12 protein-coding genes and 1 pseudogene are annotated in these 16,616 nt (G+C 70.7%); 8 read left to right on the top strand and 5 right to left on the bottom strand.

The features are described from left to right. The first annotated feature begins 6 nt into the window (after window positions 1-6). On the top strand, window positions 7-1,104 hold the full coding sequence (locus AC559T_RS15680; RefSeq protein WP_498869217.1) for a phosphotransferase: 1,098 nt from the start codon (window positions 7-9) through the stop codon (window positions 1,102-1,104). Between the two features lie 59 nt (window positions 1,105-1,163). Here the strand turns inward: AC559T_RS15680 and AC559T_RS15685 are convergent, their stop codons facing one another. After that, the gene (locus AC559T_RS15685) at window positions 1,164-1,979 is read right to left on the bottom strand and encodes a mycofactocin-coupled SDR family oxidoreductase (protein WP_498869218.1); all 816 of its coding nucleotides are present in this window, start codon (window positions 1,977-1,979) and stop codon (window positions 1,164-1,166) included. Window positions 1,980-2,047: 68 nt separating this feature from the next. Beyond that, a complete protein-coding gene (locus tag AC559T_RS15690; RefSeq protein WP_498869219.1) occupies window positions 2,048-3,241 on the bottom strand; it encodes a cytochrome P450 in 1,194 nt (397 codons plus the stop codon). A 335-nt stretch (window positions 3,242-3,576) separates the two neighbouring features. Here AC559T_RS15690 and AC559T_RS15695 point away from each other — a divergent pair, with 335 nt between their 5' ends. Further along, window positions 3,577-4,233, top strand: coding sequence for an FMN-binding negative transcriptional regulator (locus AC559T_RS15695; protein WP_498869220.1), 657 nt, complete (start codon window positions 3,577-3,579; stop codon window positions 4,231-4,233). 251 nt (window positions 4,234-4,484) lie between these two features. On the opposite strand, the pseudogene AC559T_RS15700 reads toward AC559T_RS15695, so the two are convergent. After that, window positions 4,485-4,793: pseudogene (locus AC559T_RS15700) on the bottom strand (transposase); the annotation flags it as partial. Then, entirely contained in the window at window positions 4,780-5,151 is a 372-nt protein-coding gene (locus AC559T_RS15705; protein ID WP_498869221.1) for a ClpX C4-type zinc finger protein, read from the bottom strand. The gene AC559T_RS15705 and the pseudogene AC559T_RS15700, both read right to left, overlap by 14 nt. A gap of 68 nt (window positions 5,152-5,219) precedes the next feature. On the opposite strand from AC559T_RS15705, the gene AC559T_RS15710 reads away from it, so the two are divergent. Next, window positions 5,220-5,483 (top strand): PASTA domain-containing protein, encoded by a 264-nt coding sequence (locus tag AC559T_RS15710; RefSeq protein ID WP_498869222.1) that lies wholly within the window; start codon window positions 5,220-5,222, stop codon window positions 5,481-5,483. Between the two features lie 377 nt (window positions 5,484-5,860). Continuing rightward, a complete protein-coding gene (locus AC559T_RS15715) occupies window positions 5,861-5,986 on the top strand; it encodes a hypothetical protein (RefSeq protein ID WP_255565777.1) in 126 nt (41 codons plus the stop codon). Window positions 5,987-6,006: 20 nt separating this feature from the next. Here AC559T_RS15715 and AC559T_RS15720 read toward each other — a convergent pair whose 3' ends face one another. Then, window positions 6,007-6,222 carry a hypothetical protein gene (locus tag AC559T_RS15720; protein ID WP_020462278.1) on the bottom strand — a complete coding sequence of 72 codons (216 nt, stop codon included), beginning with the start codon at window positions 6,220-6,222 and terminating at the stop codon, window positions 6,007-6,009. A 219-nt stretch (window positions 6,223-6,441) separates the two neighbouring features. On the opposite strand from AC559T_RS15720, the gene AC559T_RS15725 reads away from it, so the two are divergent. From AC559T_RS15725 to AC559T_RS15740, 4 genes are all read left to right on the top strand, one after another. Beyond that, on the top strand, window positions 6,442-7,044 hold the full coding sequence (locus AC559T_RS15725; protein ID WP_498869223.1) for a TetR/AcrR family transcriptional regulator: 603 nt from the start codon (window positions 6,442-6,444) through the stop codon (window positions 7,042-7,044). A gap of 347 nt (window positions 7,045-7,391) precedes the next feature. Beyond that, the gene (pglW, locus tag AC559T_RS15730) at window positions 7,392-12,251 is read left to right on the top strand and encodes a BREX system serine/threonine kinase PglW (RefSeq protein ID WP_498869224.1); all 4,860 of its coding nucleotides are present in this window, start codon (window positions 7,392-7,394) and stop codon (window positions 12,249-12,251) included. A gap of 152 nt (window positions 12,252-12,403) precedes the next feature. Next, entirely contained in the window at window positions 12,404-15,937 is a 3,534-nt protein-coding gene (gene pglX, locus AC559T_RS15735; RefSeq protein ID WP_498869230.1) for a BREX-2 system adenine-specific DNA-methyltransferase PglX, read from the top strand. 85 nt (window positions 15,938-16,022) lie between these two features. Next, window positions 16,023-16,616, top strand: a 594-nt coding sequence (locus AC559T_RS15740) for a DUF6079 family protein (RefSeq protein WP_498869225.1), incomplete at its 3' end; no start/stop codon positions are given.

Here is a 16,616-nt window from a genome sequence, read left to right on the forward strand (position 1 = left end):
GCCAGGATGACCGAACCGGCGGGTGGACAACCGGCGTGGATCGTCGACGACCCCAACGCGGTCACCCCCGAGTGGATGACCGCCGCGCTACGCCGAGGCGGCACCGACACCGAGATCGTCGGACTACACCACGAACCCGTCGGGGGCGGCCAACTCAGCTCCAGCCACCGCTTCCACCTCGACACCCATCCCGACAGCACCGACCCGGCACCCTCCTCCGTGGTCCTCAAACTGGCCGCCGGCACCCCCGAAGGCCGCGCCCAGATCGCCCCCGGCTACCGCAGCGAGGTCGGCTACTACACCCGGTTCGCCCCCCACGCCCAGATCCGGGTACCACACTGCTGGAGCGCCGCCATCAACACCGACGGCCGCAGCTTCACCCTGGTACTCCAGGACGCACACCCAGCACAGCCCGGCATCCAGGCCAACGGCTGCGACACCCCCCAGGCCGAAGCCGCACTACGCAACCTCGCCGGCCTACACGGCCCGTTCTGGAACAAACCCGGCCTCACCGACGGCGCCGACTGGCTACGCCACACCGACGAAGCCAGCCTCAGCTTCCTCGGCGAAATCCTCACCGCGGCCACCGAACCGTTCCTCGACCGGTTCCAGGACCGCCTCTCCCCCACCGACACAGACACACTGCACCGCACCACCGACCACTTCACCCAGTGGGGCCGACAGATCCACGGCCGCCACACCCTCATCCACGGCGACTACCGCCTCGACAACCTCCTGTTCACCGAATCCCACGAGGTGACAACCATCGACTGGCAGTCCCTCGAGATCGGCTTCCCCGGCCGCGACGTCGCCTACTTCCTCGCCACCGCCCTACCACCCACACTCCGACGCGCCCAGGAAAAGAACCTGGTCCGCGCCTACCACGAACAACTCACCCAGATGGGCGTCGACGACTACCCACTCGACGACTGCTTCCACGACTACCGCCTCGGAACCCCACAGGCACCACTACTCACCGTGCTCGGCTCCGCCTACGCGACCAACGAACCCACCGAGAACTCCGACCGAATGTTCCTCTCCATGATCACAAACGCGTGCGCCGCCATCCGCGACCTCGGCACCCTGGACCTGCTCACGCCGTAGCACCCTCGGACCGGGCGGGTGCGGCGAACCCGCCGCACCCGCTTCGCGCACTCCGTGTGTTACCGCTTGTTCAGCTGGCCGGCGTCGACCGGGACGACGGTGCCGGTCACGTACCGGGCGTCATCCGACACCAGCCAGGCGATGGCGTTCGAGACGTCCAGCGGGTCCACCGCGTCGACGGGCATCGCGTTGGCCAGCACCCGCGCGAGCTCCGGGGACCCCGCCGTGATGACCGACAGGTCCCCGTTCGCGGCCATCGGCGTCTTCACCGTGGTCGGCGCGACACTGTTCACCCGGATGCTGTGCGGCGCCAGGTAGTTCGCCCACGACCGCATCAGCCCGACGACCCCGTGCTTGGCCGCGGTGTAACCCAGGAAACCCGCCGTCGGGATACCCACCCCGACCAGGCCACCCGTGGAGCTGGTCAGCACGATCGCCCCACCCTGCCCCCGCTCGACCATCGACGGAATCGACACCCGACCGGTGTTCCACACCCCCGTGAGGTTGACCCCGACGACGTCCGCCCACTGCTCGTCCTCCGACGCCGCTCCACCCGGCCCGATACCGGCGTTCGCCAGCACGATGTCGACCGGACCCAGCTCGGCGACGCCGTCCTGGAACGCCTTCCCCAGCGCCGCCACGTCGCGGACGTCAGCCTGCCGGGCGACGATCCGCCGTCCCGTCTCCTCGACCGCCTTCACGGTCAGCTCGAGGTCCTCCGGAGTCGCCATCGGGTAAGGCACCGACTCCATCTGGGCGCAGAGGTCCACCGCGATGATGTCAGCACCCTCCTGCGCTAACCGAACCGCGTGACTGCGACCCTGACCTCGGGCAGCACCGGTGATGAACGCGACCTTGCCGTCGAGCTTTCCCATCTGTTTCTCCCTGAGTCGTGGTGCGGTGGTGTGGGCGAGCCATGCCGTGCGGATCGGCGTAACTCGAGCTAACCGACGGTGATCGGCAGCGTCTCCCAGCCGCGCATCGTCGACGTCGACGAAAGCGCGGAGTTCTCCCAGTCGACGTTCCATCGCGGGAAGCGTTTCAGGATCTCCTCGAGCGCCACCCTGGCTTCAAGCCGGGCCAGCGCGGCTCCGAGGCAGTAATGGGTTCCGAGGCCGAAGGTCCGGAGGTGACCGGTTCTGCGGTGGACGTCGAACCGGTCAGGGTCCGACCAGCTGTTCTCGTCCCGGTTCGCCGAGGCGATGAGGAGCATCATCGCGCTGCCGGCAGGCACCGTGCGGTCATGTAACTCGACGTCGGTCGTGACGTAGCGGGCGATCGCGTGACCGGTCGGCTCGAACCGCAGCGTCTCCTCGATCGCGTTCGGGATGAGCCGCGGATCGCCCACCAGCTGCGCGCGCTGGTCGGGGTACCGGGCCAGCAGCACGGTCAGCCAGCCGATCAGGCGGGCCGTCGTCTCGTTGCCGGCGCCGGCCAGGACGGTGACGTAGGTCAGGATCTCCTCACGGGTCAACGTCCGCGTCTCGCCGGCCTCGTCCTCGAACTCGGCGCGCAGCAGCTCCGTCATCAGGTCGTCCGACGGATGCTCGGCCCGCCAGTCGATGTACTCCGCGAACAGGTCCGAGTCCATGAGTGCCTGCTGGGGCACCTTCATCTGCTGCCCCGGCTCGGTGCGCAGTTTCGCGTCCGCGCGCTCGCGGATCGCCGGCTGGTCCGACTCCGGGATGCCGAGCAGCATCCCGATCACGCGCATCGGCACCTCGTTGGCGAACTCCGCCATGAGGTCGAAGCTGTCGACGTCGACGAGTCTGTCGAGGCTGCGCCGGCAGAACTCCCGGACCTGCGGCTCGAGCGAGGTGACCCGCCGCGGGGTGAAAACGCGCGCGAGAAGAGCGCGGTGGATGTCGTGAGCCGGCGGGTCCTCCATCAGCAACGTGCCCGGCGGAATTTCGACGTTCGCCTTGATGATTTCCAGGATCGGCCCGCGGGCCGACGAGAACGTCTTCCAGTCGGTCAGGCAGCGGTCGATGTCCTCGTGGCGGCTGAGGGCGTAGAAGTCGTGCCGGTCATTGTAGTAGAGCGGCGCCTCCGCGCGCAGCCGTTGGTAGACCGGGTAGGGGTCGCCGGCGATATCGCGGTCGAAGGGATCCCAGTAGACCGGACCGCTACGACTCATCTGGCGAGCCTCCTTCGATCGGCGCCGCGCCGCGGCCGGTCAGCCACGACCCGAAAACGAAATTTTAACGGTCGTTCTAACTTGATGGGACGCCGCTGTCAATACGCCCAGCTCACCGGGAGAAGAACCCACGAACTCGCGACACGGATGGCGATCACCCGACTACTCGCCGGCAGGGTAGGTGAACCCGGGCGACTACCGCCGGTTCGCCGCCGACGACGACGGCGTCTGGCAGGACGGGGCGCTGCTGTTTCACTTCTCCGGACGCGGACCGCCGGGTCGCGGCGCCAACAGCCCAGGCCCATCGGCGGGATCCGGCTCGTAGCCTGGGCTCTGTGTATGTGCCCCGCGCCTTCGCCCTCACCGACCTCGACCAGGTCGCTGGCTGCGTTGCGGCCGCGGGAGCAGCCGACCTCGTCACCGTCAGCGGCACCCAGCCGGTGGCCACCCTCGTCCCGATCATCTGGGATCGCACCCCGAGCAGACCTGATGCGCCGCACGGACGGCTGCTGGGGCATCTCGCCCACGCGAACCCGCAGTGGCGGACCGCGTCCCCGGGCTGCGCAGCGCTGGCGATCGTGCACGGGCCGCAGGCGTACATCTCACCGTCCTGGTACGCCGCCAAGACCGAACACGGACGGGTCGTCCCGACCTGGAACTACACCGCGATCCACTTCAGCGGACCCGTCACGTTCCACCACGACCCCGAACAGCTCCGTGGCATCGTCACCCGACTCACCGACCGGCACGAACAGCACCGGGAACAGCCCTGGGCTGTGGACGACGCCCCGCCCGACTTCGTGGCCGGTCTGCTGCGGGCGATAGTCGGCTTCGAACTCGCCGTCGCGTCGGTGACGGGGAAGGAGAAACTCAGCCAGAACCGCTCCCCCGCCGACCATGCCGGGGTCATCGCGGGGCTGCGCGGGGAACCCGACGCAGGGTCTGCCGCCATCGCAGACCTCATGCAACCCCGGCCACCTGGGCAGACCTGACCCCGGGTTGGTCCGTGGCCTGCTCGCAAGCAGGGTTGGCGGCATGTCGGACGCCGTACAGGAAGCGGCCGCGTTCCCGCTGGCCAGGTTGTCGAGCCCCTCGTGTCGCGGGAGCACCCCTTGCACAACATTCCGTGTGATCGGGTCGGGCGTCGCTGCTGGTGGCAGTGAGGTGGTGCTCGGGTTCAGCCGGCCTGGTGTTGGTGCCGGCGGGCGATGTCTGGCCGGGGCGGTCCGGTTCGTTAACCGGTCAGGGCGGCGGCCTTGGTCTCCAGTTCGGCGATCTCGGCCTCGACCTGTTCCTCCTTGTCGACCAGACGCCCGTAGCTCATGTCCTTGTGCGAGGATCGGACGCCGGTGGTGTAGCCGTAGATCAGCAGGCGCACCATCAGCCGCGGGGCGTAGGGCGGGTGGCCACGCTTCTCGGTGTAGTCCACAAAGACCGGCCTCAGGTCCAGCACCTCGTCGACCAGGTCCGCGACGAACCGGGCCAGGTGGTCCTCGGGCAGCCAGTCGTCCAGTACGGGCGGGTTGCCCCGGGTCGTGTCACTCCTCGCCAGAGAACCGCTCCCATGCGGACTGGCGCGTGATCCCGAGAGTTTCGCCGATCTTGATCCAGGTGACGCCGCGTCGGCGCAGTTCCCGTACCCACGAGCGCAGGTCGGCCTCGGCCTGGTCGATGTGCGCGGCGACGCGCGGAATGTGGCTCAGCATCTCCCCGTCTGTCATCGACTCCCAGAAGGGCACGCGCGGTTCCGCGGGACCGGCGAGGCTCCCGTCGATGATCGACGTGGCGAGAGCCACGCACTCGTTGCAGATGTACACACCAGGACCAGCGACCAGCTTGTCGACCTTGGTGTTCGGCTTGCTACAGAAGGAACACTGAGCGAGTTCGATCAGGGTGTCAGGCGTTGCCACAGCGCACTCCTAAGATGTCAGGGCGTCCCTGACACCTTAGGGTTGTCAGGGGCACCCTGACAACTGGTGTGCGTGTCCATGAGGAAGCGCTGCGGGCTCTCGGGCTGCGCCCGGTGCGAGCCGAGGCAGTGACCAGCGACGTGGTCGCCGCTGGTCAGGTGGTTGCCCAGGATCCGCCCGATGGCCGGCGAGTCCCCGCAGGCCAGGTCATCAGAAGCAGGCCCGGCGCCGGCCAGCGCGTAGCGGTTGGCTCGACGGTTACGCTCACCGTCTCGTCCGGAGCGCCCGCTCCTCGACCGAGACCCAGCGACGGTCAGTCATGGTCGTGGTGACACGAAAAGATCGTCCGTGTGAGTGTGGACCTGGAGCGGATCGCCGGGCTGCTACGGCAGCGCAACGCCCTTGACGAGCGGATCGCCGCCGTCATCGACCGGCCGATGACGGCCGGGCACCTCGGTGAGTGGATCGCGGCGCACATCTTCCACGTGGAGCTCGAGCAGTCGGCGGTGGCCGCCGCCATCGACGGCCGCTTCGCATCCGGCCCGCTGCGGGGACGAACCGTGAACTGTTCACCGGCCCCGCATCGGCAGCGGCGTCCTCGCGCGGTGGGACCCGCCCGTGGACCATCGCAGCGGTCTACCTGTTCGACGCGCAGCGGCTGCTCGACGAGCTCCGCGCCCGAGGCGTCAGGACGGGAACCGCGGCGAGCGTGCGCGCCGCGCACTGGGAGGCAGCCGAGATCTTCCCACGGGCGAACAGCGAGCTGCTGACGGTCGAGCCGGAACAAGCACGCCTGCTACGCCTGTTCGCGCCGCCGACGGACGGCCCTCGCTGACCATCGCAGGACTTGCCGCCTCACCGGCCCGGCCGGAGCGGCATCGCGGCTGACGTCTGCGGGCCGGTGTGCGGCACCAGCCAAGGTGAGTCGGCCTGTGCCCGTCCGGGCTCGGGCATCACGTTCGCCGCCCCGCTCGCGATGGCCTCGACCAGCCGGATCGCCTGAAGGACAGACAGATTCAGAACGATCTCGGTGCCGGCATCCGCCTGCAACCGCACCGATACGTCCGCCATCGTCACATGCCCTTCGTCGCGAATCTGATCGCCCCCTGTACCGAGGGGGTCATGACAACGCTACGTGGGAAGCCCACGATGACGTCGGGAAAGGTGGCCAGCGGCACTGAACGACCAGGCGCGTCCGGAGCCGCGGGCTCGATCCGGTCGCGATCATCCGCGAAGATGGAAGGCCGGCTTCCATCCGAGGCTGGGACTCCGCGCTCTGGAGGAAGGTGCATGACCGCGCCCCGTCGGCGCCGAGCGGCGACCGTCGAGAAGGCCACTCGTCTTCTCGACGCGACCGAGGAGATCATCCTCCGGGAGGGCTACGCGGCAGTCAGCTCCCGGAGCGTGGCCGCCCGCGTCGCCATCAACGCCCCTCTCGTGCACTACTACTTCCCGACGATCGACGACCTGTTCGTGGCGGTCCTGCGGCGGCGCGCGCAGCGCACAGTGGAGCAGATGGCCGTGGCGCTGGCATCCGCGGAGCCGTTGCGCGCCTGGTGGGAGCTCGTCTCGGATCCACGCGGAACAGCCCTGATCGTGGAGTTCGTGGCGGCGGCGAACCACCGTCCGGCGCTGCGGGCGGAAGTCGGCAAGGTGGCCCGCGAGCTCAGGCGGATGCAGATCGAGAAACTGGCCACGATTCTCGACGAGTACGGCCTCGACGCGGACGAGTACCCACCCGCGCTCGTCGCCGCCACGATCCAGGGCCTCGCGTTCGCGGTGGTGGCGGACAAGTCGACGGGCTACGACACGGCGCACGAGGAGGCCGCGGTCGCCATGACACGCCTGGTGACCCGCCTCGAGGAGAAGCGGGCACGTCGCCCGGGTCGGTAGCAACGGGTGGCTGTCTGGTCCGCAGCGACCAGCCCGTCGGGGTGACGGTGCCCCCCACGCCGGCCTGGTGCGCCACCACGTAGTCGATGGCGTGCCGCGGCTCGCACCCGCGCCCCACGCTCCGCACGGCCGCGGCGCCAGACCGTGGCCGCAGGAGCAACCGCCGCGACAGGCAGAGTCACTGCTGATCCAACTCGGCCACTCCGCACAGCAAACCAGCTACGGAGCAAAGAAAAAATCGTCAGTTTTCGCTGCTTTTTTACTGAGAGCATGGCTATTGTCGCGAGTGGTGACCTAGCGGGCTCGACAGTCGGGGGCGGGGCCGCGGACACGGCGGGGGCGGCGGCGTGCGCGAGGAGCAGGGCCGGTGGGTGACGGTCACGCCGTCACAGTTCCCGCACGAGCGGGAGGCGCTGGAGCACGTCCGGCTCCTGCTGCCGGACGCCGAGCCGTACCGCGCCTGGTCGAACTTCACCTTCACCGCGGCCACCGGGCACATCCGCGAGGTCGACCTGCTGGTCGTCGCCCGCGGCGGCGTCTACCTCATCGAGATCAAGAGCCTGGTCGGCCGGCTGACCGCGTCCGGGTCCAACTGGACACAGCACCGCGCCTCCGGGTCCACCCGGATCTTCGACAACCCGCTGTACCTGGCGAACCAGAAGTCCAAGGAACTGCGGTCCCGGCTCCAGAACGCCGGCAGCGCGAGCAGGACGAAGATCCCGTTCATTCAGCCGGCCGTCTTCCTGTCGAACCCGACGCTGCGGGTCGAGCTCCCCGACCACCAGCTCCCCTGGGTCTTCGGCCCCGAGCGGGACACGCCCGGCCGCACGGCACTGCCGTCGATCTGGTCCGGTCTGCTGGACGCGCCGCTGCGCGACGAGAAGCAGCGGATCACCCCCGCGCTGTCGAAGGAACTGGCCAAGCTGCTGCCGGCGGTCGGGATCGACCGCAGCCGGCGTCACCAGCAGGTGGGCTCCTGGCAGCTGGAGTTCCCCGCGTTCGACTCCGGCCCGACCTGGCAGGACCACCACGCCGCCCACACGCAGGTCGCCTCCGAGCGGCGGCGGGTGCGGATCTACCTCGTCGAGCGGGCCGCCGGCGAGGCCGAGCGGGCGAGCCGGGAGGCGGTCGCCCGCCGCGAGTTCCTCGTCCTGCACGGGATCAACCACCCCGGGATCGTCCAGGTCGACGGGCTGGAGAACCACGAGGCCGGCCCGGCGCTGATCTTCCGGCACCGCCCGGACGAGATGCGCCTCGACCACTATCTCGACCAGTACGGCGACCGCCTCGACGCCGGCACCCGGCTGGCCATGATCCGCGAGCTGGCGGAGACGGTCGCCTACGCCCACGGCCGGCATCTCTACCACCGGGCGCTGGCCGCCCGCAGCGTCCTGGTGGTGCCGCGCGCCGGCCGGGGCTGGCTCTCGCCCAGGCTGATGATCAGCGACTGGCAGGCGGCGGCCCGCGACGCCGGCTCCGGTAGCGGCGCGCCGACGAGCGGGCTGACGACGACGTCCCGCGCGCTGGCGGTGGAGCCCGCGGCCCGGCTGCTGCCGCATCTGGAGCTGGCCACGGCCGGCTATCTGGCGCCCGAGATCGGCGCCCCCTACCCGGACCCGGTCGGCATCGACGTCTTCGGCCTCGGCGCGCTGGCCTACCTGATCCTCACCGGCCAGCCGCCCGCGGACAGCCCGAACGCGCTGAAGGCGCGGCTGGAACAGTCGGGCGGCCTGTACCCGGCGGAGGTCGTCGACTCGCTGTCCGAGGCGGCGAACGAGCTGGTGGCGGATGCGACCCGCCCGCTGCCCGAGAAGCGCTTCGAAAGCGTCCGCGAGCTGCTCGACTGGCTGCTGGAGGTCGAGAAGGAGCTCACCCGGCAGGACGTCCCGGCGGCCACCCCCGGCGACAGCGGCGCCCGCGACGGGGAGGGCGGACCGGCGGACCCGTCCGCGACGGGCCCGTCCGCGACGGAGCAGGCCGAACGGGAGCCCGAGGCGGATCCGCTGGATGCCCAGCGCGGCGACCTGGTCGGCGGCGAGTGGCGGATCCGGGAACGGCTCGGCACCGGTTCGACGAGCCGCGCCTTCCTGGCCCACAACGAGAAGACCAACCGCGACGAGGTCCTCAAGGTCGCCCTCTCCGACGAGCGGGCCGCCCGCCTGGGACACGAGGCGTCGGTACTGGGTCAGCTGAACGACTCCCGGGTGATCCGCCTGGCGCGCCCGGACACGCTGGTCGTCGGCGGGCGCACGGTGCTCGTCCTCGACCACGCCGGCGAGCAGACCGTCGCCCGCAAGCTGCGCGAGGGCCGGCTCTCCGTCGACGAGCTGGAGACCTACAGCGACTACCTGTTCGGCGCGGTCGACTACCTGGACGGCGAGGGCGTCGTCCACCGTGACCTCAAGCCGGACAACATCGTCATCCGCCGCCGGCCGAACCGCACCTACCAGCTGGTCCTCATCGACTTCTCGCTGGCCAACATCTCCGTGCGCGACATCGGCGCCGGCACGCCCCGCTACCTGGACCCGTTCCTCGGCGCCGGCACCCGCACCGCCTACGACGACCACGCCGAGCGCTACGCCCTGGCGGTCACCCTGCACGAGATGGCCTCCGGCGAGCTGCCGCGCTGGGGCAACGGGGGTTCCGACGAGTGGTTCACCGAGGGACCGCCGAAGCTGGCCACCGAGGCGTTCGACCCGGCGATCCGCTCCGGGCTCACCTCTTTCTTCCTGCGCGCGCTCGACCGGGACGCCGGGCGCCGGTTCGCGTCGCTGAAGGACATGCGCGACGCCTGGCAGGCCGTCTTCCGCGCCGCCGACTCCACCCCGCCGGCCCCGAGCATCCATCCGACGCCGGACAGCCGTCCGGCGACCGGTGGCCAGCCGGTGACGGCCGGCCCGGCGGGGCCGCGTCCGGACAGCCCCGCGGGCGCTGTCGACGAGGCGGCCGCCCAGCGGGCCCGCGACCTGGCCGCGGCGGCGGCCACCGCAGACACGCCGCTGGAGGCGGCGGGCCTGTCACCGCGGGCCGTATCGGCCGCGCACCGCCTGAACGCGACGACCGTCGGCGAGCTGCTGGCGCTCGGTTCCAAGGAGATCATCGGCCTGCCGGGAACCGGCGCGAAGACCCGCCAGGAGCTGCAGTCCCGGATCCGGCAGTGGCGCCGCGCCCTCGCCGCGGCCCCGGCCGCCGCCCTCGCCGCACCCGCCGTCATGCCGGCCGAGCCGGCGCCGGCCGGGCAGCAGGCGGACGGCGCGGCGGCGGATTACGCCCGCATGCCGGTCGAGGTCATCGCGGGCCGGCTACTCCCCCGCGCCCTGTCCGGCGGGCGCCGCGCCGCCGAACGCGGTGCCGCCGAGCGTGGCGCCGCCGACCGGGGTGCCACCGACCGGGGTGCCACCGAGCGCAACGCGACCGAACGCGAGGCGACCCGCCTGCTGCTCGGCCTGCCCGACGCCGCGGGCGCGCTGCCGGACGTGCTCCTGTGGGCGCCGCAGCAGCAGATCGCCGAACGGGTCGGGGTGACGGCGGGCCGGATCGCGCAGGTGCTGACCGCGCGGCGCAGGGCCTGGCACGCCGACGGCGCCGTCCGCTCGGTGCACGACGAGCTGGTCGAGATCCTCGGCGACGCCGGCCGGGTGCTGGGCTTCGACGAGCTGGTCACCGCGGTGCTCGCCCGCCGCGGCAGCGACGGCCGCCGGTCCCCGGCCGAGCGCCGCGCGTTCGCCGGCGCCGCGGTCCGCGCCGCGCTGGAGACCGTCGACCTCGACTCCGAGCCGCGCCTGGCCCGCCGCAAGTACTACGAGCGGACGCTGGTCGCGCTGGAGGCCGTCGAGGACGACGGCCCGCTCACCCCGGCCGCACCCGCCCTCTTCGACTACGCCATCGCCCTGGGCAAGGCAGCCGACCGGCTCGCGCGGGCCGAGGAGCTGCCCGCCCCGGCGACCGTGCTGCGGGAGCTGGCCGCCGTCCGCTCCGCACCCACCGCCACCGCCGCCGACGCCGACGCCGAGGGCCCGGCGGACGCCGGCGCCGAGCCCGCCACCGCCGCGACCGTCGACGGGCTGGCCGGGCTGCCGGCGCTCGACCAGCAGCGCCTCGTCCGGCTGGCCGCCGCCGGGTCGCGCACCGCCGCCGCCAACGCCCGCCTGGAGATCTACCCGCGCGACCTGGACCTCGTCCGGGCACTGCGCCTGGCCCAGGCCGGCGTGCTGCCCGCCCTGCCGACCGCCGTCCCCGGACCGCTCGGCGGGACCGACGAGCGGCCCGACCGTCCGCTGCTGGAAATCCCGGCCATCCACGAGCGGGTGCAGACCCGCTTCCCCGGCCTCGCCACCGAGCTGCCGACGCACCCGGCGCTCGACCGCGCCCTCACCGCCGCCGGGTTCCCCCTCGAATGGGACGCGGCCCGCGAAGGCTATGTGCCGCCGCACGGCCTGCTCTCCTCCACCGGACTCGGCTCCCGGGCGACACCGGTCGTCCGCCGGCCCACCGGCCTGAGCGGCCCGTCGGCACGCACGGTGTTCGACCGCCCCGACCAGGCGGCCGCGGCACTCGCCGAACAGCGACTCGACGCCGCAGCCGAGGCCGGTGGCTTCCGGGCGCTCACCGTCCGGCGCAACCACTACCTGGCCGCCCGCGCGGAGCTGACCAGGCCGCACCGGTTCGCCGCCGAGCCGGTGGACGTCGCGGCCGTGTTCCTCGACGCCCTGCACGCCGAGGTCGACCCGCGACCCAGGCCGACCTGGGCGACGATCCTGCGCGCCGACGCCGCCGAACCCGGCAGCCGCGCGGCCACCAACCTCGCCGAATACGTCCGGGCAGCCTGGGACCGCGCCGCGCCACGGCTCGCCGACCTGGTCGACGCCCACGCCGGACGTACCGGCGGGACCGCCGCACCCGCTGGCCGCGCAGACGAGCCCGGCGCCCGGCCGGCGCCACTGCTGCTGCACGACGCCGGCGTGTTCGGCCGCTACGACGGCCGTGGGCTCGACGTCCTGTTCGCGCTCGCCGAACGGGCCCGCGCCGGCGGCCGGCCGGTCTGGGTCCTGTGCCCGACGACCGAGCCGACCCGGCCGCCGCGGCTCGACGGCGCCCTCGTCCAGCTCGTGACCGAGAGCGAGTGGGTGGCCCTGCCGGACGCCTGGGTCACCAACCGGCACCGCGCCGCCGACGGGGAGACCGGCACCGCCGGAAAGGCGTCCTGACCGATGGCTGGACGCGCCCCGGGGCGCGCGGGGCTTCGCCGTTGCCGGATGTCCGTCGACCGAGGGCCGGACTGGGCCCGAATTTTCGCTGAGTGGGTGGGGGAACGTTTGTGATCGATCGGGTGGCGCTGCTCAAGGACGCGCAGCGGCAGGTGAAGGCGCTGGAGAAAGACCTGCGCGCCCAGGTCGACGAGCTCCCCGAGGTCGGAACCCGGCTGCGGGCCGAGTACGACCGGGCCTTCGAGGTCGGCCGGACGGCGGCGACCTGGTCGGCGTGGCTCGGCGAGCGCGTCACCCAGGCGGCGGCCGCCTGGGTGCTGGGAACCGTGTTCGTCCGCTTCTGCGAGGACAACGGACTGATCAACGACCCGTTCCTGGCCGGCCCGACAACCGCCCGCCTCACCCTCGCCGAGGAGCGGACCGAGGACTTCTACCGGCGGAACCCCGCCAAGACGGCCCGCGATTGGCTGCTGGCGGGCTTCGGCGAGATCGCGAAGGTGCCCGTCGGCGCCGGCCTGTTCGACCAGCGGCATAATGCCCTGTTCCAGATCCCGCTCACCCACGACGCAGCCAAGAATCTGATCAGCTTCTGGCGCCGCCGCACCGAGGCCGGCACGCTGGTCCACGACTTCATGGGCGATGCCTGGGACACCCGCTTCCTCGGCGACCTGTACCAGGACCTGTCGGAGGACATCCGCAAGAAGTACGCCCTGCTCCAGACCCCGGAGTTCGTCGAGGAGTTCATCCTCGACCTGACGTTGACCCCCGCCATCGACGAGTTCGGCTACGACGTCGTCAAACTGATCGACCCAACCTGTGGCTCCGGCCACTTCCTGCTGGGCGCGTTCCACCGCCTGCTGGCTGAGTGGGAGAAGAATGCGCCCGACCGGGACGTGTTCGAGCGAGTCAAGCTGGCGCTGGACGCCGTCCACGGAGTGGACATCAACCCGTACGCAGCAGCAATCGCCAAGTTCCGGCTGGTCATCGCGGCTCTACGGGCAGCCGGGCTGACCACGCTCGATGCAGCGGCCGGCTACACGTTCCCGCTGCACGTGGCCGTAGGCGACTCTTTGATCAAGCACCGCCAGCTCGACCTGTTTGGTCAGGACTGCGACGAGCTCGCCGAATTCACCTATGCCACCGAGGATCTCGCCGACCACCCCGGCCTTCTCGAAGACGGCCGCTATCACGCCGTCGTCGGCAACCCGCCCTACATCACCGTCAAGGACAAACAACTTAACGCGCTGTACCGGGATCTGTACAGCGCTTGTACGGGAACATACCAGTTGACGGTCCCTTTTACCCAGCGCTTCTTCGAGCTAGCAAGGACCGCAGGCACGGACGGCCGAGGCGCCGGTCGCGTCGGCGAGATCGTTGGCAACGGCTTCGTGAAGCGCGAGTTCGGCAAGAAGCTCATCGAGAGATTCTTTCCGTTCCAAACCGAGTTGACTCATGTCATCGACACTTCGGGCGCATATATTCCGGGCCACGGCACACCGACCGTGATCCTTGCTGGCCGGTGCAACCAGTGGAAGCGGACTGATACCGTTCGAGCGATTCTCGGCATCCGCGGCGAACCAGGTGTACCCGAAGAAGCTAGAAAAGGACGCGTATGGCAAGCCATCGTCGCTCAGTTGGACGCGCCAGGATCCCAGAGTGAATGGCTAAGTGCCGTTGATCGCCCGCGCAAGGACTTCGCGGTCTACCCGTGGGTGCTCGGCGGCGGCGGTACGTCAGACCTAGTCGAGATACTCGAAGAAGGCACCAGAAAACTCGCCGAGATGATCTCACCACCAGTCGGACGGGCGATCCGTGCTGGCGCAGACGAAGCGTTCGTCCGCCCAGCGAGACTGACTGGCTGGCCACGGCACGACGCAGAGATCCTCAAGCCCCTCATGATCGGCGAGGTCGTCCGTGACTGGGCGTCGAATCCGAACGAAGTTATCTTCTACCCCTACGCCAAGAACGCTGCCGCGACGCTGCCGACGCTACTGTGGCCGCTGCGTCATCTTCTAGAAGAACGTCGCACGTTTCAGGGGATCATGGCCGACGCCGGCCTCACCTGGTGGGAATACATGCAACACACAGCGTCCGCCTATACCACCCCCTCCTCGATCACCTTCGCCTTCGTTTCTACACACAACCACTTCGTCCTGGATCGCGGCGGGAAAGTGTTCAACCGGTCGGCACCGGTGATCAAGCTTCCGATGGAAGCGTCACAGGAGAAGCATCTGCGGCTGTTGGGGGTGTTGAACAGCTCAACGGCGGGCTTCTGGCTCCGGCAGGTCAGCTACCCCAAAGGGGGGGATCCGATCGGCCAAGATGGGGCCCGGGTCAGCGCTGAAGCATGGTCGGATCGTTACGAGTTCACCGGGACCAAGCTGCAGGAGTTCCCGTTGCCGGCGGGGTATCCGTTGGAGCTGGCACGGAAGCTGGATGGGCTGGCGCAGCGGCTCACGGCGGTAAGCCCGACTGCCGTGGCCGCGGAGAGCATACCGACGCGGCCCCGGCTGGCGGCGGCGCAGGCCGAGTGGGCGTCCACCCGTGCACGGATGATCGCGTTGCAGGAGGAGCTGGACTGGCAGGTGTACCGGCAGTACGGGCTACTCTCCGACGAGCTGATCCTGCCGACGGCTGAGGTTCCCGAGATCAGGCTGGGTGAGCGGGCGTTTGAGATCGTGTTGGCGCGGAAGATCGCTGCCGGCGATGAGACGTCCGAGTGGTTCACGCGGCACGGCTCCACCCCGATCACAGAGTTGCCCGCGCGCTGGCCGACCGAGTATCGGGCGTTGGTGGAGAAGCGGATCGCCGCCATCGAGGCGGATCGGAACATCGGGCTGATCGAGCGGCCCGAGTACAAGCGGCGGTGGGCGACCGAGGGCTGGGACAAGCTGCAGGACGCGGCCCTGCGTGACTGGCTGCTTGATCGGATGGAGGTGCGTGAGCTGTGGTTCGCCGACGTCGACGGCATGGTCCAGCCGCGGCTGTGGACCACCGGGCGCCTCGCCGACGAACTGGCAGCGGACGCGGACTTCGTGGCCGTCGCCGAGATCTACCGCCCCGGTGAGGAGCTGACGAAGGTCGTCGCCGGCCTCGTCGAGAACGAGCACGTGCCGTTCCTCGCCGCGCTGCGCTACAAGGACTCCGGCCTGGTGAAGCGGGCCGACTGGGAGTCGGTGTGGGATCAGCAGCGCGCCGAGGACGCCGCCCCCGACGAGGAGGCCGCGAAGAGGATCCGCGACAGGATCCCCGTCCCGCCGAAGTACGCGCAGGCGGATTTCCGCAAGCCGTCCTACTGGCGGGCCCGTGGGAAGCTCGACGTCCCCAAGGAGCGGTTCATCTCTTACCAGCCGGCCGGGCCGGACAACGACCCGACGCTGCTGATCGGCTGGGCGGGCTGGGATCACCGCGAGCAGGCTCAGGCGCTGGCCACGCTGATCGTCGAGCGACAGGACAACGACGGGTGGGGCGCCGACCGGCTCACCCCGCTGCTCGCCGGTCTGCGCGAGGTGATGCCCTGGGTCCGCCAGTGGCACAACGAGGTGGACCCGCTCTACGACGGCTCCCCCGCCGAGGTCTACGACGCCTTCCTCGCCGAGGCGATGGGCCGGCACGCCCTGACCGCCGACGCCCTGACCGGCTGGCGCCCGCAAACGGTCACCCGCGGACGACGGGCCACAAAGTGACGGGCCCGAAAGTTACGATCCGGACACGGATGGCGGCCGGGCCACCCGCGCCCCCGCACACGCACGACCTGACCCGAGGTGCCGCATGACCAGCCCGTCGTCCCAGCCGCTGCTGCGCGAGGTCATCGACATCCCGGTGCGGACGTCCGACAGCGACTTCGTCCTCAAGCTCACCGAGGGCATCAGCGACGCCGCGACCCTGCGCAGCTACGTGGTGACCGACCGGCTCGTCGGGAACTTCGACGAGGCGCTCGGCCTGATCGCGCAGGCGGCGAGCACCGGGACGTCCAAGGGTGTCTACCTGCACGGCTCGTTCGGTTCCGGCAAGTCGCACTTCATGGCGGTGCTGCACGCGCTGCTGCGCGGCGAGCCGGCGGCCCGGACGCTGGACGACCGGCTGACGGACGTCATCGGCAAGCACGACGCGGAGCTGGCCGGCAAGAAGTTCCTGCTCGTCCCGTTCCACATGCTGGGTGCGAAGTCGATCGAGCAGCGCGTACTCGGCGGCTACGCCGACCATCTCCGTGCGCTGCACCCCGGCGCGCCCATCCCGGCGGTGCACCGGGCCGAGGCGCTGCTGGACGAGGCCCGCAGCGTGCGGGCCAAGGTCGGCGACGCGACCTTCCTCGCCGAGCTGAACCGGGCCGGCGCCGCCCCCCCCCCCCCCGCCCGCGCCCCC

Source organism: Frankia sp. Hr75.2, assembly GCF_949319125.1.
Taxonomy (GTDB): Bacteria; Actinomycetota; Actinomycetes; order Frankiales; family Frankiaceae; genus Parafrankia; species Parafrankia soli.

Coding starts and splice junctions, on each gene's coding strand:
- AC559T_RS15680 (WP_498869217.1), top strand. CDS start 7: ATGACCGAACCGGCGGGTGGACAACCGGCGTGGATCGTCGACGACCCC.
- AC559T_RS15725 (WP_498869223.1), top strand. CDS start 6,442: ATGACCGCGCCCCGTCGGCGCCGAGCGGCGACCGTCGAGAAGGCCACT.
- AC559T_RS15690 (WP_498869219.1), bottom strand. CDS start 3,241: ATGAGTCGTAGCGGTCCGGTCTACTGGGATCCCTTCGACCGCGATATC.
- AC559T_RS15685 (WP_498869218.1), bottom strand. CDS start 1,979: ATGGGAAAGCTCGACGGCAAGGTCGCGTTCATCACCGGTGCTGCCCGA.
- AC559T_RS15720 (WP_020462278.1), bottom strand. CDS start 6,222: ATGGCGGACGTATCGGTGCGGTTGCAGGCGGATGCCGGCACCGAGATC.